A 25,424-nucleotide genomic window follows, 5' to 3' on the forward strand; every position below is an offset into this window, starting at 1 on the left:
GAGTACTCAAAACGATTAAAACCGTCCTAGGAGACTGAAATATGCAAATCGGTATGATTGGCCTCGGCCGTATGGGCAACAACATGGTGCAGCGCCTGATGAGGGGCGGTCACAGCGCGGTTGTTTTCGATGCGCGTCCCGAAAGCATTGCGGGGCTTGAACAGCTCGGCGCCACCGGCAGCAAGTCGCTCGCCGATTTCGTATCGAAGCTCGCGAAGCCGCGCGTCGTCTGGCTGATGCTGCCGGCCGCGATCGTCGATCAGGAGCTGGCGGCGATCGCTCCGCTTCTCGAGGAGGGCGACATCGTCATCGACGGCGGCAACTCCTATTACCATGACGACATCCGCCGTGCCGAAGAGTTGAAGCCCAAAGGCATACATTATGTCGACGTCGGCACCAGCGGCGGCGTCTTCGGCCTCGAGCGCGGCTATTGCCTGATGATCGGCGGCGAGAAAGAAACGGTCGAGCATCTCTCGCCGATCTTCGCAACGCTTGCTCCGGGTGTCGGCGACGTAGCTCCGTCGAAGATGCGCTCCGAAGAGGCCTCCAAGAACAGCACGGCGGAGCAGGGCTATCTGCATTGCGGCCCGTCCGGCGCCGGCCACTTCGTCAAGATGGTCCATAACGGCATCGAATACGGACTGATGGCTGCCTATGCCGAAGGCCTGAACGTGCTGCATCATGCCAATATCGGCAAGCAGACCGCCGAGAAAGACGCCGAAACAGCGCCGCTCTCGCATCCGCAATACTACCAGTATGATCTCGACATCGCTGAAATCTCCGAAGTCTGGCGCCGCGGCAGCGTGATCACCTCCTGGCTGCTCGACCTCACCGCCGACGCCCTGCATGGCGACGCAGCGCTCTCGCAATATGCCGGCCGCGTTTCCGATTCCGGCGAAGGCCGCTGGACGATCTCGGCTGCTATCGACGAGGGCGTTCCGACCCCGGTGCTCAGCGCAGCGCTTTACGGCCGCTTCGCCTCGCGCGGCAATGACGATTACGCCAACAAGGTTCTCTCCGCCATGCGCGCCGGCTTCGGCGGCCACCACGAGAAGCCGGCGAAGTAATTAACTGGCCTATCGATCTGATGATTGCGAGCCGGGTGGGTCAAACCTCCCGGCTTTTGCCTGCCCAGCTCAATCCAAAAGGTTCGGCCGCAGCAATATGACCGGCGTGGGCGAGCCCACTTCAAGCTGCGATGCGTGTGGCGGGCGGACGACCAGACAGTCGGCGCGCGAAAAGACCTTCATCATCGACGAATCCTGCTTCGAGAACGGTTCGGCGAGCCAGCCGCCGTCGTCAGCCTTCGTCAGGGTCGCGCGGACATAGTCCTGGCGCTGATCGTTCGCCGCAAAGGTCACGGCAGCGCGCGCTACTCCCTCACGCTTGAGCGGCGGCAAGGATGCAAGCTTTCTTATCAACGGCTCAAGAAAAAGCAGGCCGCAGACGAGGCTGGAAACGGGGTTGCCGGGAAGGCCGAGGACATGCATCTCGCCGAGGCTACCGACCATCAAAGGCTTGCCGGGACGCATGGCGATGCGCCAGAAATCCAGTTTCATGCCCGCAGCGATCATCGTCGCTCGCACCAGGTCGTGATCGCCAACCGAGGCGCCGCCGAGCGTGACGATGATATCGGCCTTGGCCACCTGCGCACGGCCGATGGCAGCGGTGATCTCGTCGCTGTCGTCGGCGACGATGCCGAGATCAAGCACATGGGCGCCGGCATTACGGGCGAGCGCGGCGATGCCGAATGTGTTCGAAGCGATGATCTGCGAAGGGCCTGGTTCATTGCCGGGGGTCACAAGCTCGTCACCTGTCGCGAGAATCGCCACCAGCGGCCGACGATAGACATCCAATGCCGGATGGTTCATGGCCGCAGCGACGGTGAGCCGAGAGAAATCCATGACCGTACCGGCGGGAAGCACAGCTTCGCCTTCCAGGAAATCCTGGCCGCGCGGGCGTATATGCTGCCCTTTGCGCAGGGGATAGGTCGTGCGGATACCATCGCCTTCCAGGCGCTCGGCATCTTCCTGCAGGAGTACCGAATCGGCACCCGCTGGAACGGGTGCGCCGGTGAAGATGCGAACCGTTTCGCCCTTGCCGACGATTCCTTCGAAGGCATGACCGGCAGCGGAGGCGCCGGTGACCCGCAGCTCCGAACCCGGCGTTGCCGCATCGTCGAAGCGCAACGCATAGCCGTCCATCGCCGAAGCATCGAAAGGGGGCTGGGTAAGGCGGGCGGTCAAATCAGCGGCTAAGACCCGGCCCTCAGCCACATCGAGCGGAACGCTCTCAAGGCGATGGATCGGCGCGGCACTATCCAACAAGCGCGCTTGCGCTTCGGCAACGGGCAATAGGCTCATCTGTCATGCCTCGGGATGGCGGAAATCTCCGGATTTGCCGCCTGATTTCTCCAACAGTGTGATTCCGCCGATTTCCATGCCCCGATCGACGGCCTTGGCCATGTCATAGATCGTCAGGCAGGCGACGGAGACTGCCGTCAGCGCTTCCATTTCGACGCCGGTGCGGCCGGTCAGCTTTGTCGTCGCCGTGACGCGCAGGCCGGGCAGGGCGGCATCCTCCTCGATATCGACGGCAACCTTCGTCAGCATGAGGGGGTGGCAGAGTGGAATGAGATTGCTCGTCTGTTTCGCCGCCATGATGCCGGCAAGCCGCGCCGTGCCGATGACATCGCCCTTCTTGGCGTTGCCGTCACGAATCAGCGTCAATGTCTCCGGCTTCATTCTGACGTAACCGGCGGCCGTGGCGCTGCGCGCAGTCTCCGCCTTGTCGCCGACGTCGACCATATGCGCTTCGCCGGAAGCGTCGATATGAGTAAGACCGGCCTTCTCAGTGCTCATTTCACTCGGCCGCCAGAATGCCGGTTTCGCCGTTCAGCAGCAGCTTCGTCGCCGCCGTCACATCATCCTTGCGCATCAGGCTTTCACCGACGAGGAAAGTGGTGATGCCGACTGATTCGAGGCGCGTGCAATCGGCATGGGTGAAGATACCGCTTTCGCCGACCAGCAGCCGGCCCTCGGGAACCATGGCAGCCAGGTTTTCGCTGACCGCGAGGCTAATCTCGAAGGTGCGCAGATTGCGGTTGTTGATGCCGATCAGCGGCGACGACAGCTTCAGCGCGCGCTCCATCTCCTCCGCATCGTGAACCTCGACCAGCACATCCATGTCGAGGCCGAACGCCTCGTCCTGAAGACGCTCGGCATCATCATCGGAAAGCGACGCCATGATCAGCAGGATGCAGTCGGCACCCCAGGCGCGGGCTTCCTGCACCTGATAGGTATCGAACATGAAATCCTTGCGCAGCGCCGGCAGCGAGCAGGCGGCGCGGGCAGCCGTCAGGAATTCCGGAGCGCCCTGGAAGCTCGGCGTGTCGGTCAGCACAGAAAGACAGGCAGCTCCGCCCGCTTCATAGGCCTTGGCGAGGGCAGGCGGGTCGAAATCCGGGCGGATCAGGCCCTTCGAGGGGCTCGCCTTCTTGATCTCGGCTATCAGTCCGAAAGCGCCGGCATCCTTCTTGGCGAGGAGCGCCCTGTGGAAACCGCGCGGCGCGGATTGCTCGGCCTGCATCGCCTTGAGATCGGCAAGAGAGAGCTTGGCCTTGGCAGCGGCGATCTCCTCGCGCTTATAGGCCTCGATCTTTTGAAGGATATCGGGCATGACGTCCTAGTCCTCTGCTTCCTCGTTGGAAATGGCAACGAGCTTTTCCAATGCAACGGCTGTGGCGCCGCTGTCGAGCGAATGCGCAGCGAGCTTCATGCCATCATGGAGCGTTTCCGACTTGCCGGCAATAACCAGCGATGCGGCGGCATTGGCGAGCGCGATGTCGCGATAGGCATTCTTTGCGCCGCCGAGCACGCCCCGCAGCGCCGCCGCATTGGCAACGCCGTCTCCGCCCTTGAGGTCGGCAAGGTCGGCATGCTGCAGGCCGAAGTCGGCCGGCGTCAGTTCAAAGGTGCGGATCTTGCCATTCTCAAGCGCGGCGACGGAGGTCTTGCCGGTCGTCGTGATCTCGTCCAGACCGTCGCCGTGCACGACCCAGACGCTTTCCGCGTCGAGATCCCTCAGAACCTCGGCCAGAGGCAGTACCCATTGCGGCGCGAAGACGCCCAGCAACTGCCGGCGCGCACCGGCCGGGTTCGAAAGTGGGCCAAGGAGGTTGAAGATCGTCCGCGTGCCGAGCTCGACGCGCGAAGGGCCGACATGGCGCATCGACGAATGGTGCAGCTGCGCGAACATGAAGCCGATGCCGGCTTCGCGAATGCAGCGGGCGATCGTCTCCGGCCCGATATCGAGCTTGATGCCCAATACAGATTGCGTATCGGCGGTGCCGGCCTTTGAGCTTTGAGCGCGATTGCCGTGCTTGGCAACTGGCACGCCCGCGCCGGCAACGATGAATGCCGCCAGCGTCGAGATATTGTAGGTGCCGACGCCATCGCCGCCCGTGCCGACGATATCGATGGCATCAGCCGGGGCTTTCACCGGCAGCATCTTGGCGCGCATCGTGGTCACCGCGCCGACGATCTCGTCGACGGTTTCGCCGCGCACCCGCAGAGCCATCAGAAATGCGCCGATCTGAGACGGCGTGGCCTCACCCGACATCAGGATTTCGAATGCCTGCCTGGCTTCGTCCCGCGTCAATGCCTCGCGATTGGCGACCTTGGCGAGGAAAGGCTTCAATTCGCTCATCGGCTATCCATCCTCCCGACCGGGCCTAGCGTGACATCGCCTGTTCGGCGAGGCTCTGGTTGACCGTGACGGTATATTTGCCCTGCAGCTGGCTGACCATCTGATCGAGTATGTCGTCGCCGGCGGCGTTGGCGATCTGCGCGACCTGTTGATCGTCGTTGCTCAGCGCATCCGTGGTCGGATTGTCGTTGACATCGGTGACCTTCAGCAGGATCTGCGTCGTATCGTCGGCGCCGACGGCGTTGGCGACTGCGTCGACCGGGCCGGAGAAGGTGGCTGCGATGCCGCCACGGCCCAGAACAGGATCGTCGGTCGAGCGCTTGATGCCGGTCTTGTTTTCGACGGCGATGCCGAGCGGCGCGGCGATGTCGGCAAGCGACTTGCCTTTCTGTGCTTCCTGCTTCAGCTCGGCCGCCTTGGCGGCGAGCGCGATCTTCTGCTGTTCGGCAGTCCAATCGGCAACGGCCTTTTCGCGCACTTCCGCAAGCGGGCGGTCGTGATCGGGCGTGATATTCGTCACATCGTACCAGATATAGCCGTCGTTTCCGACCGTCAGCGGCGCCGGGTTGCCACCCTGATCGGCCTTGAAAACTTCCGGAAGCAGCTGCTGGCGTGCCGGCAGGTCCTTGACCTCGCTGCCATTCTGATCGAGGCCGGTCTGGTCGATTGCATCGATAGTGACCAGTTTCAGCTTCAGCTGCGATGCTGCTTCCTGCAGCGATGCGCCGGAGCCACGCAGGTCCTCGAACTTGTCGTGGACGCTGGTGATTTCGTTGGCGGCGTTGCTGAGCGCAATCTGCTTGCGGATATCTTCTTTGACCTCGTCGAAATTCTTCGCGGTTTCATTTTTCACGTTGGTCACGCGCAGGATGACCGGGCCGAACGAACCGTCGACGACGGGGCTCGTGCCGCCTTCCTTGGTGACGGCAAAGGCGGCTTCGGCCACGGTCTTGTCCGGAACCTGGTCCTTGGTGAAGGTGCCGAGCAGCACATCCGAGGGCTTCTTGCCCTGATCGGAGACCAGCTGGTCGAAGGTCGTTCCGGTCTTCAGAGCTTCGGCCGCGGCGCTGGCGAGATCCTTGTTGGCGAAGGTCAGCTGCTCGATCGTGCGCGTCGCCGGCGTCGTGAAGCTGTCCTTGCGCTTGTCGAATTGCGCGCGCACCTCGTCGTCGGACACGCTCGCCCGATCGGCGATATCCTCGGCCTGCAGTTTCACATAGCCGAACTTGCGATATTCTGGAGCGCGATACTTCGATTTCACGCCGTCGAACCACTTCTGCAGGACATCGTCGGCCGGCGCCTTGACGGGGTCGATGTTGGCATTGGTGAGCAGCAGATAATCGATGCTGCGGTTCTCGTCGTGATATTGCTTGACCGCGTCGACCAGGGCCTGCGGTGCGGTAAAGCCGTTCGATACCGCCTCGACGATCTGGCTGCGGATCGCAACCTTGCTGCGCTCCTTGATGTAGTCGTCAGGCGAAATGTTGCTGTTGCGGAGCAGCAGGTCGAACTTCTGCCGGTCGAAAGAGCCGTTCGGTGCCTTGAAGGCCGGATCGTCGCCGATCAGCTTGGCCAGCCGGTCCTGGGAAAGACCGAGGCCCATATCGGCGGCAAGCTGGTCGAGCGAGGCGCCGGCGACGAGCTGCGCCACCGTCTGCTGTCCGATGCCGAAGGCGCGGGCCTGCTCCGGCGTGATCTGCATGCGCAATTGCTGGCTGATCGCCTGAATCTGGCGGCGGTAGGCAAGGCGGAATTCATTGGTATCGATGTGTTGATCGCCAACGGTGACAACAGTATTGCTGCTGCCGCCGGAGATGAGGGACCGCTCGACGCCCCATACACCGAAGGCTGCCGCAAGAAGAAGCAACAAGCCCTTGGCAAGCCAGGTCTGGGCGATTTTTCTCAGCACGTCGAACATCGGAAAGCAAACCTCGTCATCATCAAGTCTTCGCACGCGGGCGAAACAATCGGAGTTCCTTAGAACAATCCGAACCGGAATTGAAGAGCCACTGGGGAAATCGCCGGACAGCATGCGAGCGCGCCGGAACCTTTGACGGGCAGCGACGTTCTACGAACCAGAAGACATAAGGAGCACACGATGGCAGAGACTAAATCAGCTTCCGCCCAATCTTCTTCCGCGCGAGTACAGACTGAAATGGCAATGGAGGACCTTGCCGCTCAGGTCGCCGCGCTACGCGAAGATCTCTCGAGGTTGTCGCAGAGCATGGCAGCCGTGGGGCAGGGAGCGAAATCTGTCGTCGCGGAGGAAGCCCAGGAGATCACGGAGCAGTTGCGCGAGAGAGTTCGTGAAGAGCCGATCTTCATGGTCGTTGCCGCAGCCGGCATCGGCTATCTTATCGGCCTTCTCAGCCGACGCTAGCTTCGGACCGAACTCTCAACGGGTGGGCGGCCCCCTACGTGCCACCTCTGCTGCGAAACTGCCGAAAAGGCGCGGGCGATTCGTCCGCGCCTTTTCAATTGCCTATCTGTCGCCGACGATCGTTCCTGCGCGCGGGCGTTACGACTTGAACGATACGCAAGACAACCGCCGCTCACTGCGGCATCTTTGCGACACCCCTGCGACATCTTCGACCACAGCCATTTCTTGATCGCCCGCCCTCTTGTATCGCACGGGCACTTACTATACGTACCGATAATTATAAGGTTGCTTATCAATAGCAGGCTTTTCATACTATGAATTCGACACCCACCCTCGGTTTTCTCCTCCATGACGTTGCCAGGCTGCTTCGCAAGCGGTTCGAGCAGCGCGCAAAAGATTTGGGTCTGACGCGTTCGCAATGGCAGACGCTCGCCTACCTCGCAAACAACGAAGGCATCCATCAGGCCGGCCTGGCGGAAATACTGGAGATCGAGCCGATTACGCTGGTTCGCATCCTCGACAAGCTAAGCGAGCGCGGCCTGGTGGAGCGCCGGCAGCATCCGAACGATCGGCGGAGCTGGCTTCTCTATCTGTGCGTGGAAGCCCGGCCGCTGATCGATACCATGCGCGATATGGGCGACCAGACACGCAAGGAAGCGCTTGAAGGAACCTCGCAGGAGGATCACGAGCGCCTTCATGAATTGCTAACCCTCATGAAATCGAACCTGCTTAGCGCCTGCCGTTCGAAGGCAGTCGACAAAGAGTTACAACATGGCTGACGCATCTTCCTCGCTTCGCGTACCCGCAAACGCAAATTCCGCTGAACAAAATGAGACCACAGTGGCCGAGGCACCGTCCTCCAACCCGTCGCCGCAGCCCACTGCGGCTGTAGCGACGGCCCCGGTCACGCCCCCGGAAACGCCGCGCAAGCGCCGCAACCTGACGCGGCCGGTCCTGTTCGCACTGCTGCCCGTCGCGCTCGTCATCGGCGGTTATTACTACGTCACCGGCGGACAGATCATGTCCACGGACAATGCCTATATCCAGGCCGACATGGTGGGCGTTTCCACTGACGTTTCGGGCACGGTGATCTCGGTCGACGTGCATGAGAACGAGGTGGTGAAGAAGGGCCAGGTGCTCTTTCGCCTGAAGCCTGACTCCTTCCGGATCGCACTGGAGGGTGCAACGGCGCAGCTTGGCAACGCCAGGAACCAGATCCTGAACCTGCAGGCGAGCTACAAGCAGGCCCTGGCCGAAATCGCCCAGGCACAGGCCGACATTCCCTATTTCCAGACGGAATTCGAGCGCCAGCAGAACCTGATCAGCAGCTCGGTTGCCTCCAAGGCGGCATTCGACGAGGCCAAGCACAATCTCGAGGCCGCACAGCAGAAGGTATCGGTCGCGCAGGCGCAGGCGGCAACGACGCTCGCCCAGTTGGGCGGCGAAGGTGCCGCCGATCTGCCCGTCGAGCAAAATCCGCTTTACCTCCAAGCCAAGGCTGCAGTCGACAATGCGCAGCGCGAGCTTGACGATACCGTCGTGCGCGCGCCCTTCGACGGCATCACCGCCAACGTGCCCTCGCTTCAGGTCGGCGCCTATCTGACGGCCGCGCAGCAGGGATTCTCGCTGGTTTCCACGACCCATGTGTGGATCAATGCGAGCCCGAAGGAAACCGAGCTTACCTATGTGCGCCCCGGCCAGAAGGTCGACATCTCGGTCGATGCCTATCCGGACGTAACCTGGAAGGGCACAGTCGCCAGCATCTCGCCGGCATCCGGCTCCAGCTTCTCGCTGCTCCCGGCCCAGAACACGACCGGCAACTGGGTCAAGGTGGTGCAGCGCATTCCGATGATCATCAGTATCGATGATATGCAGGGCAAACCGCCGCTGCGTGTCGGGATGAGCGTCGTTGCCGGTGTCGACACCGGCCATGCCCGCGGCCTGCCGGATTTCATTACCAATCTGCTGGGCCATTCCCGTGGTCAGGATCATGAGTAACGCTACCACCGCTTCACCGTCGGCGCCGGTCGCCAATCGCGGCGCCATCACCGCCTGCGTCATCCTGTCCGTCATCATGCAGGCGCTGGACACCACGATCGCCAACGTCGCGCTGCCGCACATCCAGGGCGACGTCTCGGCCAGCGCCGACCAGATCAACTGGGTTCTGACGTCCTACATCGTCGCGGCGGCGATCATGACGCCGCCCTCCGGCTTCCTTTCGGCGAAATTCGGCCGCAAGCGGGTCCTACTGGTCGCAATCGCCGGCTTCGTCGCCGCTTCCGTCCTGTGCGGCCTGTCGGAATCACTGGTGCAGATCGTCGGGTTCCGCCTGCTGCAAGGGCTGTTCGGCGCCGCGCTCGTACCGCTGTCGCAGGGTATTCTGCTCGATATCTACAATGTCGAGGAGCGCGGCCGCGCCATGGCGCTGTTCGGCGTCTCGGTTATGGTCGGTCCGGTGCTGGGACCGGTCATTGGCGGCTGGCTAACGGACAATATCAGCTGGCGCTGGGTGTTCTACATCAACGTGCCGATCGGCGCGCTCGCCTTCTTCGGCATCGTCGTCTACGTGACGGAAACCAAGCTCGATGCGCTTGCCAAGCTCGACTGGTTCGGCTTCAGCATGCTTTCGATCACCATCGCGGCGCTACAGCTCTTTCTCGACCGCGGCGAGCAGCTCGACTGGTTCTACTCGAGCGAAATCATCATCGAAGCGCTCGTCTGCGTCTGTGCCTTCTATCTCTTCATCGTTCACATGTTCACGGCCGAGCGAAGCTTCGTCAATCCGCGGCTCTTCATGGACCAGAACTTTGCCGTCAGCATCCTGTTCATCTTCATCGTCGGCGTGACCTATCTGGCTTCGCTGGCGCTGATGACGCCCTATCTGCAGACGCTGATGGGCTATCCGGTCGTGACCGCCGGCATCGTTATGGGGCCGCGCGGCCTCGGCACCATGTTCTGCATGTTCCTGGTGGGACGCCTGATCGGCAAGATCGACACGCGCTGGCTGCTGTTCATCGGCCTCGCGCTGACGGCCTGGGCCATGTATGACATGACCGGCTGGACACCGGATGTTTCGCAATGGACGCTGATATCCGTGGGCTTCGTCCAGGGCGCCGGCCTCGGCTTCCTCTTCGTGCCGTTGACGACGATCGCCTTTGCGACGCTGCCGGCGCAGATGCGCGGCGAGGGGACGGGCCTTTACAACCTCTCGCGCAATATCGGCTCCAGCGTCGGCATTTCCGTCGTTTCGATGCTGATCACCGAGAACACGCAGGTCAATCACGCAAACATTGCCGCCTATGTGACGCCGTTCAACCGCTATTTCGACGCGACGGCCGCGCAGGGAGTGAGCCCCTTGACGGCGGTCGGCCGCGCGACCCTCGACGGCATGATCACCACCCAGGCAACCGTCATCGCCTATATCGACGACTTCAAATTGCTGATGCTGATGTCGATCTTCGCCATGCCGCTATTGGTGCTGCTCCGCAAGCCGAAGGCACCTCCGGCCGTCGACCATAGCGTCGCGATGGAATAGAGCATTTTCAGGAAAAATGCGCAGCGGTTTTCCGTCCGGAATGCGTTGAGAAAGAAGAAGATAGAGCGTTTTCGCGATGCGAAGAAAAACGGAAATACTTGCCGCGCGGTCTTTCCAGTTTCACTACGTGGCCGGACGGCCGCCGGGCACCACCCCGGCGGCCTTTTTTGTCAGAAACGAGAGGCCAAGCCGGCTCATCGGATGGCATTGCCGAGACCGCGCAAGACCGCCTTAATCGCCGAGATAGCAACCGGCTTCGACATTGTTGCCGTCCAGGTCGATTAGGAAGCCACAATAGAATGGTGGCCGGCGAATGCCCGGAAGACCGTTGTCGCGCGCGCCATGCTTGAGCCCGGCCTCATGAAAGCGATCGACCGCTTCGCGTGAGGGTGCCTGGAAGCAGAGATGAATGGGGCTGGAGGCAACCGTTGCACTGTCAGTCCAAAAGGTCGGCCGTCCTTCAGCGATCACGAAGAAAGGCGATTGCGGCTTTCCTGTAGAAAGAACGACCCAGGCGGAATCGGGCGCCAGCCGATGCTTCTCCACGATACGGATGCCGAGCGGCGCCAGCATATGCGCATAAAGCCTGGCACTGGCCCGTAAATCCTTGGCGACGATTCCGATATGGTCGAACATGCTATTTCCCAGAATGTTCGTTCGCCGAGTTTAACCGAACATTGGAGGAGGCGCCAGGCATCCTGCCTGCGCTCATAGGAAACGACGGCTGACGAAACGCGAGCCCGCCGCCCCGAAGCGCCAGAGCGGATCGATGTTCTTGGTGATTCCGATGCGCTTGCCCGAAACGACCGGGACCGGTTCCGCCAGCGACATCGAAAACGGCGCCGCATCCAGGGAGTGGCCGTCGAGACTTATATCGACATCAAGTGCCTGCGACAGCTTGCCCGGCCCGTTGCAGAGCGAGACGATATCGGCAAGGCCACGCCGCCGGATCATATCGCCGATGCCACTTTCCGGCTCGATCGCGCGGATGAGCACTGCACTTGCTTTGGTGCAAACGAAATTCAGGCACCAGTGAATGCCATAGGAGCGATAGACATAGACGTGGCCGGCAGGTCCGAACATGGCCGCATTGCGCCGCGTCGGCCCGCGATATGCGTGGGAAGCCTCGTCATCGGGCCGATAGGCCTCCGTCTCGACGATGCGGCCGCCTATGCCCGCAACCGTGAAACGCGCGCCGATCAGGTCGGACGCGACCACCACGGCATCGCGGCTGAAAAAGGCGGTGAGGGCCTGGCCGGCGAGAGGCTTCGCGCCGAGAGACAGGGAATGATCGTCAGAAGTCATGTGTAGGAAACTATCCCGGATAGTCGAAGCCATCAACACGAGGTCGAGAAATCGAGGTCGGCGCAGCCAACGCACTGAGAATTGACAATAACTAAGCTTTTCTTATTAATTAGCCTGCTTCAGTCAGATTTGACCCCTGACCTGGCGAAGGTGGCCCGGCCCGTTCCAGCGGCCGGGCCACCTTATTTTTGTCGCCTTGACGAAACGAAACTCGCGCATTGACCCGCGCTCGATCGATATCCCTCAATCACCATTCCATTTGATGTCGAGAATGCAAGAGAGCTTGGCGGAACAAGTTGACGCGGCGACCAAAGCTGCTAAAAAGCCAGCCGTCGAGTGATTGGGTAGAAAATCGGCAACCGCGTCCGATTTCGAAGAATCAATAAACATTGATTTTTCAACCTTTTCAAGGGCTTGGAAGAGTGTCCGAGTGGTTTAAGGAACCGGTCTTGAAAACCGGCGTGCGGGAAACCGTACCGTGGGTTCGAATCCCACCTCTTCCGCCAATAGGCTTGTGTCCATACCGAAGACATAGGTAACAGTTTGTCCCTGAGACATAGGTAACACTTTCGCGCCGAAAGGGTTCGGCAGGGGTTCGATCGGCCGTCAGACTTGTGCGTCTCCGCCGTCAACGAAGACCTCGCTACCGGTCATGAAGCTGCTTTCGTCCGAGGCAAGGAAGAGCGCCACCGCCGCCGTCTCCTCGGGGTGGCCCACGCGACCAAGCGGTATTTGCGAGGCAAAGCTCTCCAGCAACGCGTCCTCCTCTCCGGCCTTCACGAGCCCCTTGAGGCCGGGCGTCTCGGTGGCGCCGGGGGAAAGTACGTTCACGCGGATACCCGTCCCCCTCAGGTCCAGTGCCCAGCTTCGGGCGAAATTGCGGATTGCAGCCTTGGTCGCGCTGTAGACGCTGAACGCAGGCGTTCCTGTCGAGCCGGTGGTCGAGCCGGTGAGGATGATGGATCCACCGGCCTGCATAAGCGGCAGCGCCTTTTGCACTGTGAACAGCGTTCCTTTGACGTTGACGTCGAACGTCAAATCGAACGACGCCTCATCGATAGTGCCAAGCGGAGTCAGCTTTCCGAGCCCAGCGTTAGCGAAGAGTACGTCTATTCGTCCGCTCTTCGCACGCACCGCCGCGAACAGCCGATCAAGATCGTCCAGACGCGAAACGTCGCCCTGCACCGCTGTCACTCCGGAGCCGATCTCCTCCACCGCCCTGTCCAGTTCCTCCTGACGACGGCCGGTAATGAAAATCTCGGCGCCTTCCACCACAAACCGTTTGGCGGTCGCCAGACCGATGCCACTGTTGCCGCCAGTTATGACGGCGATTTTACCTTCAAGCCTGCGCATCTCGATCTCCAAGAAAATGATGACCGCTTCGAAATAGAGGCTTGCTTTTCTTTCTTCCAGTATGCACCTTTTGGTAAGTGCTAATTGGAGCATGCGAAATGGCGACACCTGGCTTTATCTGCGGGCTGGACGCTGCGTTGGCTGTCATCGGTGGCAAGTGGAAGCCATTGATCCTGTTCCACCTTGCCCACGAAGCCCGACGCTATGGTGACCTGAGGCGGGCCATCGGCAAGGTCAGTGACAAGATGCTCATCCAGCAACTGAAGGAACTGGAGGCTGATGGGATCGTCGATCGGCTCGACTTCAAGGAAATTCCGCCGAAAGTCGAGTATTCCCTCACTGCGTTCGGCCAGACCCTCGCCGGAGCCTTGAAGCCGCTCTGCGCCTGGGGAACGGAACATATGATCGAAGTCGAGAAACTCATGTCACGCCGCGGCGCGTCCGAGATGGAGAAAGTCGCCTGATTTTCCGAATATCTTGCGGCAAGCCATGGCGCGCCTCAGGAGGCTATAGCGTAGACATAGTGCCCATCTTCATCGTTCCCTTTCCGCCAATAAACTTCCCAATTTTTGCCTTCCCCTAAATTCGCGGCATGTCACAATCCGCACCCATGCCTTGTCATCTCCTTCGCAACGCCAATTTCGAAGGAGATGACAATGATCCGGCAGAGCATCGCAATCGTCTATCATAGCGGCTATGGGCATACGGGCCGTCAGGCGGAAGCCGTGAGGGCGGGGGTTGAGCAGGTGGATGGTGTCGAGGCCATGCTGTTGACGGTGGACAAGGTGGAGCGCCACTGGGATGATCTCAATGCGGCGCAGGCCATCATCTTCGGATCGCCGACCTATATGGGCGCGGTTTCCGCGTCGTTCAAAGCGTTCCAGGAGGCAACATCGCATGCCGTTCTCGCCAAGGGTTACCTGTGGAAGGGCAAGATTGCGGCGGGTTTCACCACCTCGGGGTCGCGATCCGGCGATAAGCTCTCGACGCTGATGCAGATGGTGATCTTCGCAGCCCAGCACGGAATGCATTGGGTCGGCCTCGATCTTCCTCCGGCGAATTGCTCTTCGACCGGCTCGGAAGCGGATATGAACCGTCTCGGATTCTGGCTTGGTGCCGCGGCGCAGGCGAACACGGATGAAGGCCCGGAAACCGCGCCGCCCGCATCCGACCTCGCCACCGCCTGCCATCTTGGGCGACGGGTGGCGCTGACGACACTGCAGTTCGTCCGTGGCCGCGAAATTATTTCATTCCCACGTGAGCTCGCCGCCCATGAGTGAAACGCCTTCGGACCCGATCTTTGCCGAGCTGCGCCCGCGCCTCGTCCGGCTTGCCTACAGGATGCTGGGATCGGTCGCTGATGCCGAGGATATCGTGCAGGATACATGGCTGCGCTGGCTGGCGACCGATCCTGCGACCATTCGCACGCCCGTCGCGTTTCTGCGGACCATCGTCACCAGACTTTGCCTGAACGAGTTGAAATCGGCGCGCCGGCAGCGCGTGTCCTATGTGGGACCATGGCTGCCGGAGCCGATCTTCGATCCGGAAGATGCCGATGCGGCCGACGATATCACGCTGCCGTTGATGATGGCGCTGGAACGCCTGTCACCACTGGAGCGTGCCGCCTTTCTCCTGCATGACGTGTTCGGCATGGATTTCGACGATGTCGCGCTCGCGATCGGCCGCGAGGCTGGTGCCTGCCGCAAGCTTGCCAGCCGGGCGAGGGCGCATGTCACCGAGGCCAGGCCGCGCTTTGCCGTCGGCAGGGAACAGGGACGCAAAATTGCCACCGCCTTCTTTACCGCGTCGAGAACGGGGGATATGGCCGCTCTTGGCACCCTGCTTTCCGAAGATGTGGTTGCCTATGCGGATGGCGGCGGCAAGGTGCCGACCTCACGGCGGCCGCTCATCGGGCTTTCGGCGGTTATGCTCCTGCATGAGCAGTTGGCGCGGCTTTTCCGCACGGAGCCCTCACGGCTGATCCATTATGCCGTCATCGACGGTTTGCCCGGCTTCGTAACGGTGGAGGGCAGCAATGTCGTGCAGACGACCGCGCTGCACATCGAGCGCGAAAAGGTCGTTGCCATCTATTGCGTGCGCAATCCGGACAAGCTGCGGCACATTATCGGCACAATGCCCCATTGACGGTTGACGGCGCAAAGGGCGGGATGCGAAACACGCCTCTCCACCGCGCCGTACATTTGCTTCAGCGAGAGGAATAGGCATGCAGCGCTTCAACATACGCCGCCTGCAGCGCGACGATGCCTCGATTTTCAGAGATATCCGCCTGGAAGGGCTGGCGCATCATCCGGAAGCCTTTGGCGCTTCCCATGAGCAGGAGCTGGAATATTCGCCGGCGCAGATCGGCGACATACTCGAAGGCAATACGGTGATCGGCGGCTTCGAGGATGACGGGGCGCTTGCCGGCGTTATCGCCATCGCGCGGTCGAAAGGGACGAAGATGCGGCACATCGCATCGATCTGGGGCATGTATGTGCGTCCAAAGGGGCGGGGCACCGGCCTGTCACGTTTGCTGATGGCTGCGGCACTTGAGGAAGCAAGAGCTGATTGCCGCTCGGTGCGCCTCAGCGTCGTATCCTCCAACGCCCCAGCCATTCGCCTCTATGAATCCTTCGGCTTCAAGACCTGGGCCGTCGATACCGAAGCGCTGAAGGTGGGCGATATCTATCATGACGAGATACTGATGCGTCTTGATACAAGCACCTGAAAGAACTGCTTCAAATCCATCCGACTGATCCCGGTTGCAATGACGATCCGATCTCGTCTGTCACAGAGCGAGACCGGCTGGTGACGATCCGCAGACGACCAATGCCTGGGCATGCATGCCGTCGACCTCGCTACTTCAAATCGGCGCCACTTTACTGTGCGTTAACCATGACTTTAAGAATCTCTTCGGTGCGCTCAATTTGCATCGCAAAATCGACAAACTGTAATCATGATTAAAGCACCGTTAGGTGATTGGAGCGTAGCAGGATACCGGAATGAGGGAATGTGCCGGTAGCATACCTCCGTCAAAGTAATGAGTAGCGGCTTGGGACAGATGACATCAGAAAATCGTGCGGTGACATGCGCAACGGGTATGCGTTGGTTTGCTCTTTCCCTGATGTGCGCAACCATTACGGCCTGCGGAACGTCTCAGAAGGTTGCCTCGACGCGCCAGCACGGCAAGGAATATTTCTCCGAGAAGGAATATGGCGTGAAGGCGAGCCCTCGCGTCGTCAATAATGGCCCCGTGCCGAAGGGCGGCGGCCGCTTCATGGTCGGCAATCCTTACCAGGTGAAGGGTAAGTGGTATTACCCCAAGGAAGATTTCGGCTACAGCAAGGTCGGCATCGCCTCCTGGTACGGCTCTGCCTTCCACGGCCGCCTGACGGCCAACGGCGAAGTCTACGACCAGCAGGCATTGACCGCTGCCCATCCGACCTTCCCGCTGCCAAGCTACGCCCGCGTCACCAATGTCGAGACCGGCTCCTCCATCATCGTGCGCGTCAACGATCGCGGCCCATACCACCCCGGCCGCATCATCGACCTTTCCAACAAGACCGCGCAGATGCTCGATCTCCAGCACAGCGGCACCGGCGACGTGCGCGTGCAATATGTCGGCCGCGCCCGCATGGACGGCCATGACGAGCCCTATCTGATGGCCTCCTACATTCCGAAGGGTTCGCGCCTGCCCAGCATCAATCCGGGTGGCCAGATCGCGACAGGCGTGATGGTTGCCTCGGCCGGCCGGATGACGGCGGATCAGTTGCCCGAAACGGATACTCCCCTCCGCGCAAGCCGCCAGCAGCGCAGCTATGACGCTGCGCCGGCGATCGCACCCATTCCGCGCAAGGCGCCTTATTCGACGACGGCCTTTGCCGGCTCGACGCCGGATGCCGGTTATAAGGGCGGCAAGCGCAACGATCCGCCGCCGATGGAATGGAACGGCGGCGCAATGCCGGCTGCTGAGTCCGCGGAGCCGTCCATGGTCGTGCTGCCGAGAATTGGCCCGATCCCTTACGAGCGGCCGGACTTCTCTCGGCGTCTTGCAAGCCTGAAGGATGAAACCCTGGGCTCCACCGTTGCCGCCTACCAGGAGGCTCCCGTCAAGACCGTTTACGTCAATCTTGCTTTCGATGCCGTCATGGTTCGCAATGACGGGTTGACGCAGCAATCGATCCTTTCGTCCTATCATCGCCAGCGTCAAGGTACGACGCAGGCGGATTGATCGGTATCATTGCCTGAATCTCAACCCGTCACTAAAATAATCGTGCCGGTGATCGGATGAAGGGGACGATATGCCAAAGTGCTTGATTCTTTTGTTCCTTTTTGTCCTCGGGTTCGGCAATGCCTCCGCCTTTGCGCAGACGGCACCCGGTACTTTCGACACAAAAGCCGCGCAGGCATTCATGATCGAAGCCTCGACCGGCACCATCCTGCTTGCAAAGAACGAAGATCAGCTGATTTCGCCGGCATCCATCGCAAAGCTGATGACGCTTGATGTCGTCTTCGACGCGATCGGGCGAGGGGAGGTCAGCCTCGATACCGAATATCCCGTCTCGGAAAATGCCTGGCGGACGGGCGGCGCCCCCTCGCGCGCATCGACGATGTTCGCCGCGTTGAAATCGCGCATCCGCGTCGGCGACCTGATCCAGGGTATTGCCGTGCAGCAGGCGAATGACGCCTGTATCGTTCTCGCGGAAGGCATGTCCATCAGCGAACGGGAATTCGCCAGGCGCATGACGGCGCGTGCAAGAGAGATCGGCATGTCGCGGGCAACCTTCATCAATTCCACCGGCCTGCCCGATGCGAACGATCCGAATGGCGGCGGCAAGGTCTCCGCGCGGGAGATGGTCATGCTGGCGCAGGACCTGCAGCAGAAGCACCCGGATCTATATAAATATTTCGGGCAGGCCGATTTCACCTGGAACAAGATCTATCAGCGAAACAAGAACCCGATGCTTTTGCTCAATATCGGCGTGGATGGCCTGGGGCTCGGTTTTGCCGAAAGCGAGGGCTTTTCGATCGTCGCCTCCATTCAGCGCGATGGACGCCGGTTGTTCCTGGCGCTCGGCGGCTTGAAGAGTGACAAGGAACGCATTGAAGAGACGCGGCGCGTGCTTGAATGGGGCCTCAGCAACTTCAAGAGCCAGCGCATCTTTGCCGATGGCGAAGTAATCGGCGATGCCAGCGTCTACGGTGGCGCTGCTTCCACGGTCGGCCTGCAGGCAAAAATGCCTGTTGATGTCTATGTCCCGATCGAAACCCCGGATCGACTGTCGGCGCGTATCGTCTATCGCTGGCCGCTGGCCGCGCCCGTGGCCGCGGGCTACGAAGCGGGAACTCTTCGCGTATTCCTCGGCGCGCGGCTGGTGCGTGAACTGCCGCTCTACACGAAGGAATCGGTCGCGCAGGGCACATTGGGCCGCCGCGCCTTCGATGCCTTTATGGAATTGACGGAATCGCTGCTGTTCTCCTGGCTTTGGGACAAGCCTTTGCCGAGTTGAGAGAGCCGAGCGGCTCGCGAAATCTCTGTTCACACCCCATATAGAGTCGTGCCCACCTAGACATGCACGGTTCCACCGAGGCGTGTCTTGGGTTAAACAGAATGCGTATCGCATACCAGACGGATGGCACGCGAAAAGTGCAGGACATGATCATTGGCTGATGCAAACGGATTATTCGTAAGCTTCGAAGGCGGGGAAGGGGCCGGCAAATCCACCCAGATCCGCCGGCTGGCTGAACGGTTGCGCGAGCGTGGCCACGAGGTTCTGGTGACGCGCGAACCCGGTGGCTCACCGGGCGCGGAGGCTGTGCGGCACGTCCTGCTTTCCGGCGCGGCAGAAATGTTCGGCACGCGAATGGAGGCCATTCTTTTCGCTGCGGCCCGCAACGATCACGTCGAGGAAGTTATTCGTCCGGCGCTTTCGCGCGGCACCATCGTCCTTTGCGACCGCTTCATGGATTCCTCACGCGTTTATCAGGGCGTGACGGGCAATCTCGAACCTGATTATATCGAGGCCCTGCAAAGGGTCGCCGTCAACGGCGTCGTGCCGGACTGCACGCTGATTCTCGACATCCCGGCCGAAAAGGGCTTGGAGCGTGCGCGTAAACGCGCCTCGGCCGTCGCCGCACCCGATCGTTTCGAAAAGGAAGAGATGCAGACCCATGAGAAGCGCCGCGAGGCCTTTCTCGATATCGCCGCCCGAGAACCTGATCGTTGCCACGTCATCGACGCGCAGCGATCGGAAGACGATATCGCGGCGGAAATAGCCGCGATCGTGGACAAGCGGCTTGCGGCTGCCAATATCGCCGCTGGATCGGAAGCGGCGCAATGAGTGACGACCGGCCGGGCGTCCTCGACGGCGCCATTCCTCCGCAGGACAACGTGAAACTCTTCGGCCACGAGCAGGCGGAAGCTTTCCTCGCGCAATCCTATCGCTCCGGCAAGGGGCATCATGCCATGCTGATCGAAGGGCCAGAGGGTATCGGCAAGGCGACGCTTGCCTTTCGTTTCGCCAATCATGTCCTCTCCCATCCCGATCCGGCATCCGCACCGGAGACGATCGGCGATCCGGACCCGACATCCGCCGTCAGCCGGCAGATTTCCGGTGGCGCCTCCCACAATCTGCTGCACCTCAGCCGACCGGTCGACGACAAGACCGGCAAGGTGAAGTCCGCAATCACCGTGGACGAGGTGCGCCGCGCCGGAAAATTCTTCTCGCAGACCTCGGGCACCGGCAACTGGCGGATCGTCATCATCGATCCAGCCGACGATCTCAACCGCAGTGCAGCCAATGCCATCCTGAAGATCCTCGAGGAGCCGCCGAAGCGCGCTTTGTTCCTCGTGCTTTCGCATGCACCGGGCCGGCTTCTGCCGACGGTCCGCTCGCGCTGCCTGCCTTTGAAGCTCGCGCCGCTGGCCGATGATGCCTTGCGTTTGGCGCTCGAAAACCTGGGTGTGCCGGCCGGGCAGGGCAGCAAATTGCTCTCGGCAGCCAAGGGCAGCGTCAGCGAGGCGCTCAAGCTGCTGAATTACGGTGGCGGCGAAATCGTCGAAGCCTATAGGCAAGTGCTTTCGGCGGATGGACCCGCCGCCCGCAAGGCAATGCACCGCCTCGCCGATGCACTTTCCGCCAAGGACAGCGACACGATCTTCGGCTTCTTCGTGGCTCATATCGGCGATGACATTATCGATCGCGCCCGTGCCGCCGCGCTTGACGGCTCCGTTGCCGCGGCCGAAAGACTGGCCCGCCTGCATTCCGAGACCACCGAACGGCTCAACGTGTCACAGGCTTACAATCTCGATCGCAAGCAAACGCTGATCACAATTCTCGGCGAGCTCAAGCAGCAGCTTTCGGCATAAAACGGACTATAATTCCGAACGAAAGCCGCCATGGAGTTTCCTCTGAAACGCATCAGGGAAGGATCAGCTTCCAGGCGACGATGGCCAGCGTAACGGCAAGGATGATGCGCACGGACCGCTCATGCAGGCGCGGCGCCAGCAGGCTGCCGGCGACGATGCCCGGGATCGAGCCCACCAGCAGGGCGAACAGCATCGTCCAGTTGATCTCGCCGATGAACCAATAGCCCATGCCGCCGATCAAGGTCAGCGGCACGGCATGGACGATATCCGAGCCGACGATTTCGCGTACGTCCGTCTGCGGATAGAGCACCAGCAAAACGGTGACACCGAGCGCGCCCGCGCCGACCGAGGTCATGGTAACGAGAATGCCAAGCGTGAGGCCGAGGACGATTGTCAGCAGGGCGATGTTGCGTGGCGATATGGTTCCGCGCTCGCCGCGCCATTTGCGGATGGCCGCCAGGATCTGGCCACGGAAGATCAGCATCAGCGCCGTCAAAAGCAGGAGACAGCCCAAGGACAGGGTGATGGCATGGGCGACGGCGGGGCTCTCGCGATTGACGCCGGCCATGATCCAGAGCATGGCGAGCGCCGCCGGCACGCTGCCGGAGGCCAGGAGGCCGACGACCCGCCAATTGACCCGCCCGTGAATGCCGTGCACGGCCGTTCCCGCCGTCTTGGTGATTGCGGCATAGAGCAGGTCGGTGCCAACAGCCGTCGCCGGGTGCACCCCGAAGAGGAGGACGAGCAAGGGCGTCATTAGAGAGCCGCCACCGACGCCGGTTATGCCGACCAGCATGCCGACGAAAAAGCCGGAAACGGAATAAAGCGGCTGAAAGGAACCGATCGAACTCAAATTCACAGGCCCTTGAAGCCGTTGGGCAGACCAATAGATAAAACAATGAAATTCACGGCCATCTCTGTCCTGCGTTCGAGTCCTCCGAAGGGGTAAAGGCGAGGCGGGGCCGAGTCAAGCAAGGCGCCATCCCGAAGTTCCGAATGCTGCGGGCGCGAAACTTGGTGTTTCGCTCCCGGCAAACATGCGCTAAAGCGAGCGGTGCCAAGAATAACAAAGACGCAACAGTAAAAAGCGGACCGCTGCCCGACATGACCGAAAAAACTCCGTTCTACATTACCACCGCGATCGCTTATCCCAATGGCAAGCCGCATATCGGCCATGCCTATGAGCTGATTGCCACCGACGCGCTGGCGCGCTTCCAGCGCCTCGACGGCCGCGACGTCTTTTTCCTGACGGGTACGGACGAGCATGGTCAGAAGATGCAGCAGACGGCACGCGCCGAGGGCATGGAACCGCAGCAGCTCGCCAACCGCAATTCAGACGAATTCCAGGCGATGGGCAAGCTGCTGAACGCGTCGAACGACGACTTCATCCGCACGACGCAGCCGCGCCACCATGAGACATCGCAGAACATCTGGAACTTGATGGCGGACGCCGGCGACATCTACAAGGATTCCTATGCCGGCTGGTATTCGGTGCGTGACGAAGCCTATTACCAGGAAAGCGAAACCGAGCTGCGCGCCGACGACGTGCGCTACGGGCCTCAGGGCACGCCGGTCGAATGGGTGCAGGAGGAAAGCTATTTCTTCAAGCTCTCGGAATACCAGGACCGGCTGCTGAAGCTTTACGAAGAGAATCCGGACTTCATCGGCCCTGCCGAGCGGCGCAACGAGGTGATTTCCTTCGTGAAGTCGGGCCTCAAGGATCTGTCGATCTCACGCACCACCTTCGATTGGGGCATCAAGGTGCCGAACGATCCGGCTCACGTCATGTATGTCTGGGTCGATGCGCTGACGAACTACATCACAGCGACCGGCTATATCGAAGACCGTAACAATCCACGGGCGAAATACTGGCCGGCGGACCTGCATGTCATCGGCAAGGACATCATCCGTTTCCACGCAGTTTATTGGCCGGCCTTCCTGATGTCGGCGAAGCTGCCGCTGCCGAAGCGCGTCTATGCCCACGGCTTCCTGCTCAACAAGGGCGAGAAGATGTCGAAGTCGCTCGGCAACGTCGTTGATCCGGTCAATCTCGTAAACCATTTCGGTCTCGACCAGGTGCGCTACTTCTTCCTGCGCGAAGTCTCCTTCGGCCAGGACGGCAGCTATAGCGAAGAGGCGATCGGCACGCGCATCAATTCCGATCTCGCCAATGGCATCGGCAACCTCGCCAGCCGCTCGCTCTCGATGATCGTCAAGAACTGCGACGGCCAGATCCCCGAATGCGGTCCGCTGACCGACGAAGACAAGGCGCTTCTCGCGCAGGCCGACGCCTTGCTGGCCTCGAATCGCGAAGACATGGGCAAGCAGCTCATCCATCGCGCTCTTGCCTCCATCATTGCGGTGGTTTCCGAAACAGACCGCTATTTCGCGAGCCAGGAGCCTTGGGCGCTGAAGAAGACCGACCCAGCCCGCATGGCGACCGTGCTCTATGTCACGGCCGACGTCGTGCGTCAGATCGGCATTCTGCTGCAGCCCTTCATGCCGGAATCCTCGGCAAAGCTGCTGGATCTTATCGCAATCCCTGCCGACAAGCGTGATTTCACGGCACTCGGCGAGGCGGGCCGCCTCGTTGCCGGGACGCCGCTGGAAGCGCCGAAACCGGTCTTCCCGCGCTATGTCGCGCCGACCGCCGAATAAGGTTTTCCATGCTGATCGATACGCATTGCCATCTGGATTTTGCAGACTTCGAGGACGAGCGCGATGCGATCGTCGCGCGCGCTCACGAGGTCGGCATCAAGCAGATGGTCACAATCTCGACCAAGGTCAGGAAGCTCGATGGATTGCTTGCGCTCACCGAGCGTTATCCATCGGTTTTCTGTTCGGTCGGCACACATCCGAACAGCGCCGACCAGGAGCTGGACATCCAGACGGAAGACCTCGTGCGGCTGGCAAATCAGCACGAAAAGATCGTGGCGATCGGCGAGGCGGGTCTCGACTACTTCTACGATACCGTCAAGCCGGAAGACCAGAAGACCGGCTTCCTGCGCCATATCGCTGCCGCGCGCGAAACCAAGCTGCCGCTGGTCATTCACAGCCGCAGCGCCGACGAGGATATGGCGGCCATCCTGACGGAAGAGACGGGGAAGGGGGCTTTCCCCTTCATCCTGCATTGCTTTTCCGCCGGCCCTGCCCTTGCCCGCACAGGCGTCGAACTCGGCGGCTACATCTCCTTTTCCGGCATTCTGACCTTCCCGAAATCGGAAGAACTGCGCGAGATCGCCAAGACGATCCCGCATGACCGGCTGCTGGTCGAGACCGATGCGCCGTATCTGGCGCCGAAGCGCTGGCGCGGCAAGCGCAACGAACCGTCCTATGTCGTCAACACCGCCGAGGTGCTGGCCGATACGATCGGCGTCAGCATGGCGGATATCGCCGAGATCACCACGGCGAACGCCTTCCGCTGCTTCTCCAAGATGACGAGGGTCTGACGTCGTGACATACCGGCGACGCTTCACCATTTTGGGCTGTTCATCGTCGCCGGGTGTTCCGCGCATCACCGGGGATTGGGGCGACTGCGATCCCAAGAACCCGAAGAACCGGCGCACGCGCGCGGCATTTCTCGTCGAACAGATCGCACCCGATGGCGGGATTACCACCGTCGTCATCGATACGGGACCGGATTTCCGCGAGCAGATGATCCGAGCCGGTGTCAGCTCCGTCGACGCCGTGCTCTATACCCATGCCCATGCCGACCATATTCACGGCATCGACGATCTGCGCGGCTTCTTTCATATCTCGCATGAGCGGATCCCGATCCATGCCGATCCGCCGACCATGGATCGAATCCGCGAGGGTTTTCGCTACTGTCTTGAGACGCCGCCCGGCAGCAGCTATCCGCCCATCGTGCGGCCGGTGCTGATAGAAAGCCTCGAGACAAGCTTCACGATCGCGGGGGCGGGCGGTCCGATCCGTTTCTGGCCTCACAAGCAGCTGCACGGCGATATTCATTCGCTGGGTTTTCGTATCGGTAAACTCGCTTATTGCAGCGATATCAGCGACTTCCCGCCGGAATCTGTAGAAAAAGTCGAGAATCTCGATGTCCTGATCATCGACGCTCTGCAGTATCGGCCACATCCGAGCCATTTATCGCTGGAACAATCGCTTGGATGGATCGAACGCTTGCGGCCGAAACATGCCATCTTGACCCATATGCACACGCCGCTGGATTATGACACCGTGCTGGCAGAAACGCCCGATCATGTCGAGCCGGCCTACGATCAGATGCAGATCGAACTCGACGTGGAGGATGACGATCTATGAGCGAAGACAGCAGAAAGCTTTCGAGCCTGGAGCGCGTCGAGCTGGCGGCGCGCCATCTGGGTCTGGATATTTCGATCAAACGCATGGAGCAATCGACGCGGACGGCCGAGGAAGCCGCCAAGGCGGTCGGATGCGCCGTCGGCCAGATCGTCAAGTCGCTGGTCTTCGTCAACGCCGACACGCACGAACTGACGCTGCTTCTTGTTTCGGGCAGCCATAATGCCGATACAGCATATATAGCAACGACTTACGGGGTTCGGCTGAAGCGTGCGGATATCGATCGCGTTCGCGACGAAACCGGCTTCGCCATCGGCGGCGTCGCACCGATCGGCCATCTCGTCGATCTGCCTGTCTTCATGGATGAGAGCCTTTTGTCTTATGATCAGGTCTGGTGCGCGGCCGGACGCCCGGACAGTATTTTCGCCTGCGATCCGATTTTGCTGGCCGAGAAGATTGCAGCCAAGGCGATCCGCATCAAGGCAGGCTGAAGAGGC

At 60.9% G+C, this 25,424-nt stretch carries 26 protein-coding genes and 1 tRNA gene; 18 read left to right on the plus strand and 9 right to left on the minus strand.

All coding sequences use genetic code 11. The annotated features are described in order from the left end of the window. The first annotated feature begins 41 nt into the window (after positions 1 to 41). On the plus strand, positions 42 to 1,067 hold the full coding sequence (gnd, locus tag HGP12_RS02220) for a phosphogluconate dehydrogenase (NAD(+)-dependent, decarboxylating) (RefSeq protein WP_168838912.1): 1,026 nt from the start codon (positions 42 to 44) through the stop codon (positions 1,065 to 1,067). A gap of 69 nt (positions 1,068 to 1,136) precedes the next feature. Here gnd and glp read toward each other — a convergent pair whose 3' ends face one another. The 5 genes from glp to HGP12_RS02245 are packed head-to-tail and all read right to left on the minus strand — an operon-like array spanning position 1,137 to position 6,625. Next, positions 1,137 to 2,363, minus strand: a complete 1,227-nt coding sequence (glp, locus tag HGP12_RS02225) for a gephyrin-like molybdotransferase Glp (protein WP_168838913.1) — start codon at positions 2,361 to 2,363, stop codon at positions 1,137 to 1,139. A 3-nt stretch (positions 2,364 to 2,366) separates the two neighbouring features. Next, the gene (gene moaC / locus HGP12_RS02230) at positions 2,367 to 2,861 is read right to left on the minus strand and encodes a cyclic pyranopterin monophosphate synthase MoaC (RefSeq protein ID WP_168838914.1); all 495 of its coding nucleotides are present in this window, start codon (positions 2,859 to 2,861) and stop codon (positions 2,367 to 2,369) included. A 1-nt stretch (position 2,862) separates the two neighbouring features. Then, positions 2,863 to 3,678 carry an indole-3-glycerol phosphate synthase TrpC gene (trpC, locus tag HGP12_RS02235; protein WP_168838915.1) on the minus strand — a complete coding sequence of 272 codons (816 nt, stop codon included), beginning with the start codon at positions 3,676 to 3,678 and terminating at the stop codon, positions 2,863 to 2,865. A gap of 6 nt (positions 3,679 to 3,684) precedes the next feature. Next, positions 3,685 to 4,707: an anthranilate phosphoribosyltransferase gene (gene trpD / locus HGP12_RS02240; protein ID WP_168838916.1), complete on the minus strand. Its 1,023-nt coding sequence runs from the start codon at positions 4,705 to 4,707 to the stop codon at positions 3,685 to 3,687. Positions 4,708 to 4,732: 25 nt separating this feature from the next. Next, positions 4,733 to 6,625, minus strand: a complete 1,893-nt coding sequence (locus HGP12_RS02245; RefSeq protein WP_168838917.1) for a peptidylprolyl isomerase — start codon at positions 6,623 to 6,625, stop codon at positions 4,733 to 4,735. 180 nt (positions 6,626 to 6,805) lie between these two features. Between HGP12_RS02245 and HGP12_RS02250 the strand changes: the two genes are divergently transcribed. The 4 genes from HGP12_RS02250 (at position 6,806) to HGP12_RS02265 (ending at position 10,622) form a co-directional block, all read left to right on the plus strand. Further along, positions 6,806 to 7,087, plus strand: a complete 282-nt coding sequence (locus HGP12_RS02250) for a hypothetical protein (RefSeq protein WP_168838918.1) — start codon at positions 6,806 to 6,808, stop codon at positions 7,085 to 7,087. A 314-nt stretch (positions 7,088 to 7,401) separates the two neighbouring features. After that, the gene (locus tag HGP12_RS02255; protein WP_168838919.1) at positions 7,402 to 7,866 is read left to right on the plus strand and encodes a MarR family winged helix-turn-helix transcriptional regulator; all 465 of its coding nucleotides are present in this window, start codon (positions 7,402 to 7,404) and stop codon (positions 7,864 to 7,866) included. Beyond that, the gene (locus HGP12_RS02260) at positions 7,859 to 9,085 is read left to right on the plus strand and encodes an HlyD family secretion protein (RefSeq protein WP_168838920.1); all 1,227 of its coding nucleotides are present in this window, start codon (positions 7,859 to 7,861) and stop codon (positions 9,083 to 9,085) included. The genes HGP12_RS02255 and HGP12_RS02260 overlap by 8 nt, the downstream gene beginning before the upstream one ends. Further along, positions 9,078 to 10,622 (plus strand): DHA2 family efflux MFS transporter permease subunit, encoded by a 1,545-nt coding sequence (locus HGP12_RS02265; protein ID WP_168838921.1) that lies wholly within the window; start codon positions 9,078 to 9,080, stop codon positions 10,620 to 10,622. The genes HGP12_RS02260 and HGP12_RS02265 overlap by 8 nt, the downstream gene beginning before the upstream one ends. A 231-nt stretch (positions 10,623 to 10,853) precedes the next feature. Here the strand turns inward: HGP12_RS02265 and HGP12_RS02270 are convergent, their stop codons facing one another. Both HGP12_RS02270 and HGP12_RS02275 read right to left on the minus strand, forming a co-directional pair. Next, a complete protein-coding gene (locus HGP12_RS02270) occupies positions 10,854 to 11,258 on the minus strand; it encodes a VOC family protein (RefSeq protein WP_168838922.1) in 405 nt (134 codons plus the stop codon). 72 nt (positions 11,259 to 11,330) lie between these two features. Then, entirely contained in the window at positions 11,331 to 11,927 is a 597-nt protein-coding gene (locus HGP12_RS02275) for a DNA-3-methyladenine glycosylase (RefSeq protein ID WP_168838923.1), read from the minus strand. A 416-nt stretch (positions 11,928 to 12,343) separates the two neighbouring features. Between HGP12_RS02275 and HGP12_RS02280 the strand changes: the two genes are divergently transcribed. Continuing rightward, positions 12,344 to 12,433 (plus strand) — tRNA-Ser (locus HGP12_RS02280). 100 nt (positions 12,434 to 12,533) lie between these two features. Here HGP12_RS02280 and HGP12_RS02285 read toward each other — a convergent pair. Next, the gene (locus tag HGP12_RS02285) at positions 12,534 to 13,280 is read right to left on the minus strand and encodes an SDR family NAD(P)-dependent oxidoreductase (RefSeq protein ID WP_168839174.1); all 747 of its coding nucleotides are present in this window, start codon (positions 13,278 to 13,280) and stop codon (positions 12,534 to 12,536) included. A gap of 98 nt (positions 13,281 to 13,378) precedes the next feature. Here HGP12_RS02285 and HGP12_RS02290 point away from each other — a divergent pair, with 98 nt between their 5' ends. The 8 genes from HGP12_RS02290 to HGP12_RS02325 all read left to right on the plus strand — a co-directional run bounded on the left by HGP12_RS02290 (position 13,379) and on the right by HGP12_RS02325 (position 20,649). After that, complete coding sequence (locus HGP12_RS02290; protein WP_168838924.1) at positions 13,379 to 13,744, plus strand: helix-turn-helix domain-containing protein; 366 nt, start codon at positions 13,379 to 13,381, stop codon at positions 13,742 to 13,744. Between the two features lie 192 nt (positions 13,745 to 13,936). Further along, a complete protein-coding gene (locus HGP12_RS02295; RefSeq protein WP_205926293.1) occupies positions 13,937 to 14,560 on the plus strand; it encodes a flavodoxin family protein in 624 nt (207 codons plus the stop codon). After that, positions 14,553 to 15,425 (plus strand): sigma-70 family RNA polymerase sigma factor, encoded by an 873-nt coding sequence (locus HGP12_RS02300; RefSeq protein ID WP_168838925.1) that lies wholly within the window; start codon positions 14,553 to 14,555, stop codon positions 15,423 to 15,425. The genes HGP12_RS02295 and HGP12_RS02300 overlap by 8 nt, the downstream gene beginning before the upstream one ends. A gap of 79 nt (positions 15,426 to 15,504) precedes the next feature. Next, on the plus strand, positions 15,505 to 16,008 hold the full coding sequence (locus HGP12_RS02305; RefSeq protein ID WP_168838926.1) for a GNAT family N-acetyltransferase: 504 nt from the start codon (positions 15,505 to 15,507) through the stop codon (positions 16,006 to 16,008). Between the two features lie 333 nt (positions 16,009 to 16,341). Beyond that, complete coding sequence (locus HGP12_RS02310; protein ID WP_168838927.1) at positions 16,342 to 17,511, plus strand: septal ring lytic transglycosylase RlpA family protein; 1,170 nt, start codon at positions 16,342 to 16,344, stop codon at positions 17,509 to 17,511. A 70-nt stretch (positions 17,512 to 17,581) separates the two neighbouring features. Continuing rightward, complete coding sequence (locus tag HGP12_RS02315; protein ID WP_168838928.1) at positions 17,582 to 18,790, plus strand: D-alanyl-D-alanine carboxypeptidase family protein; 1,209 nt, start codon at positions 17,582 to 17,584, stop codon at positions 18,788 to 18,790. A 153-nt stretch (positions 18,791 to 18,943) separates the two neighbouring features. After that, positions 18,944 to 19,621, plus strand: coding sequence for a dTMP kinase (gene tmk, locus HGP12_RS02320; RefSeq protein WP_168838929.1), 678 nt, complete (start codon positions 18,944 to 18,946; stop codon positions 19,619 to 19,621). Then, on the plus strand, positions 19,618 to 20,649 hold the full coding sequence (locus tag HGP12_RS02325; protein WP_168838930.1) for a DNA polymerase III subunit delta': 1,032 nt from the start codon (positions 19,618 to 19,620) through the stop codon (positions 20,647 to 20,649). Before tmk ends, HGP12_RS02325 begins: the two co-directional genes overlap by 4 nt. A 52-nt stretch (positions 20,650 to 20,701) precedes the next feature. Here the strand turns inward: HGP12_RS02325 and HGP12_RS02330 are convergent, their stop codons facing one another. Next, on the minus strand, positions 20,702 to 21,445 hold the full coding sequence (locus tag HGP12_RS02330; protein WP_409526815.1) for a sulfite exporter TauE/SafE family protein: 744 nt from the start codon (positions 21,443 to 21,445) through the stop codon (positions 20,702 to 20,704). 308 nt (positions 21,446 to 21,753) lie between these two features. Between HGP12_RS02330 and metG the strand changes: the two genes are divergently transcribed. From metG to HGP12_RS02350, 4 genes are read left to right on the plus strand one after another with little or no spacing between them, the layout of a single operon-like run. Beyond that, a complete protein-coding gene (metG, locus tag HGP12_RS02335; RefSeq protein ID WP_168838932.1) occupies positions 21,754 to 23,307 on the plus strand; it encodes a methionine--tRNA ligase in 1,554 nt (517 codons plus the stop codon). 8 nt (positions 23,308 to 23,315) lie between these two features. Continuing rightward, positions 23,316 to 24,098 (plus strand): TatD family hydrolase, encoded by a 783-nt coding sequence (locus tag HGP12_RS02340; protein ID WP_168838933.1) that lies wholly within the window; start codon positions 23,316 to 23,318, stop codon positions 24,096 to 24,098. A 4-nt stretch (positions 24,099 to 24,102) separates the two neighbouring features. Continuing rightward, positions 24,103 to 24,930: an MBL fold metallo-hydrolase gene (locus HGP12_RS02345; protein WP_168838934.1), complete on the plus strand. Its 828-nt coding sequence runs from the start codon at positions 24,103 to 24,105 to the stop codon at positions 24,928 to 24,930. Continuing rightward, positions 24,927 to 25,418, plus strand: a complete 492-nt coding sequence (locus tag HGP12_RS02350; protein WP_168838935.1) for a YbaK/EbsC family protein — start codon at positions 24,927 to 24,929, stop codon at positions 25,416 to 25,418. The genes HGP12_RS02345 and HGP12_RS02350 overlap by 4 nt, the downstream gene beginning before the upstream one ends. Positions 25,419 to 25,424: the final 6 nt, after the last annotated feature.

Origin of the sequence: Rhizobium sp. P28RR-XV (assembly GCF_012641385.1) — a bacterium.
GTDB lineage: Bacteria > Pseudomonadota > Alphaproteobacteria > Rhizobiales > Rhizobiaceae > Rhizobium.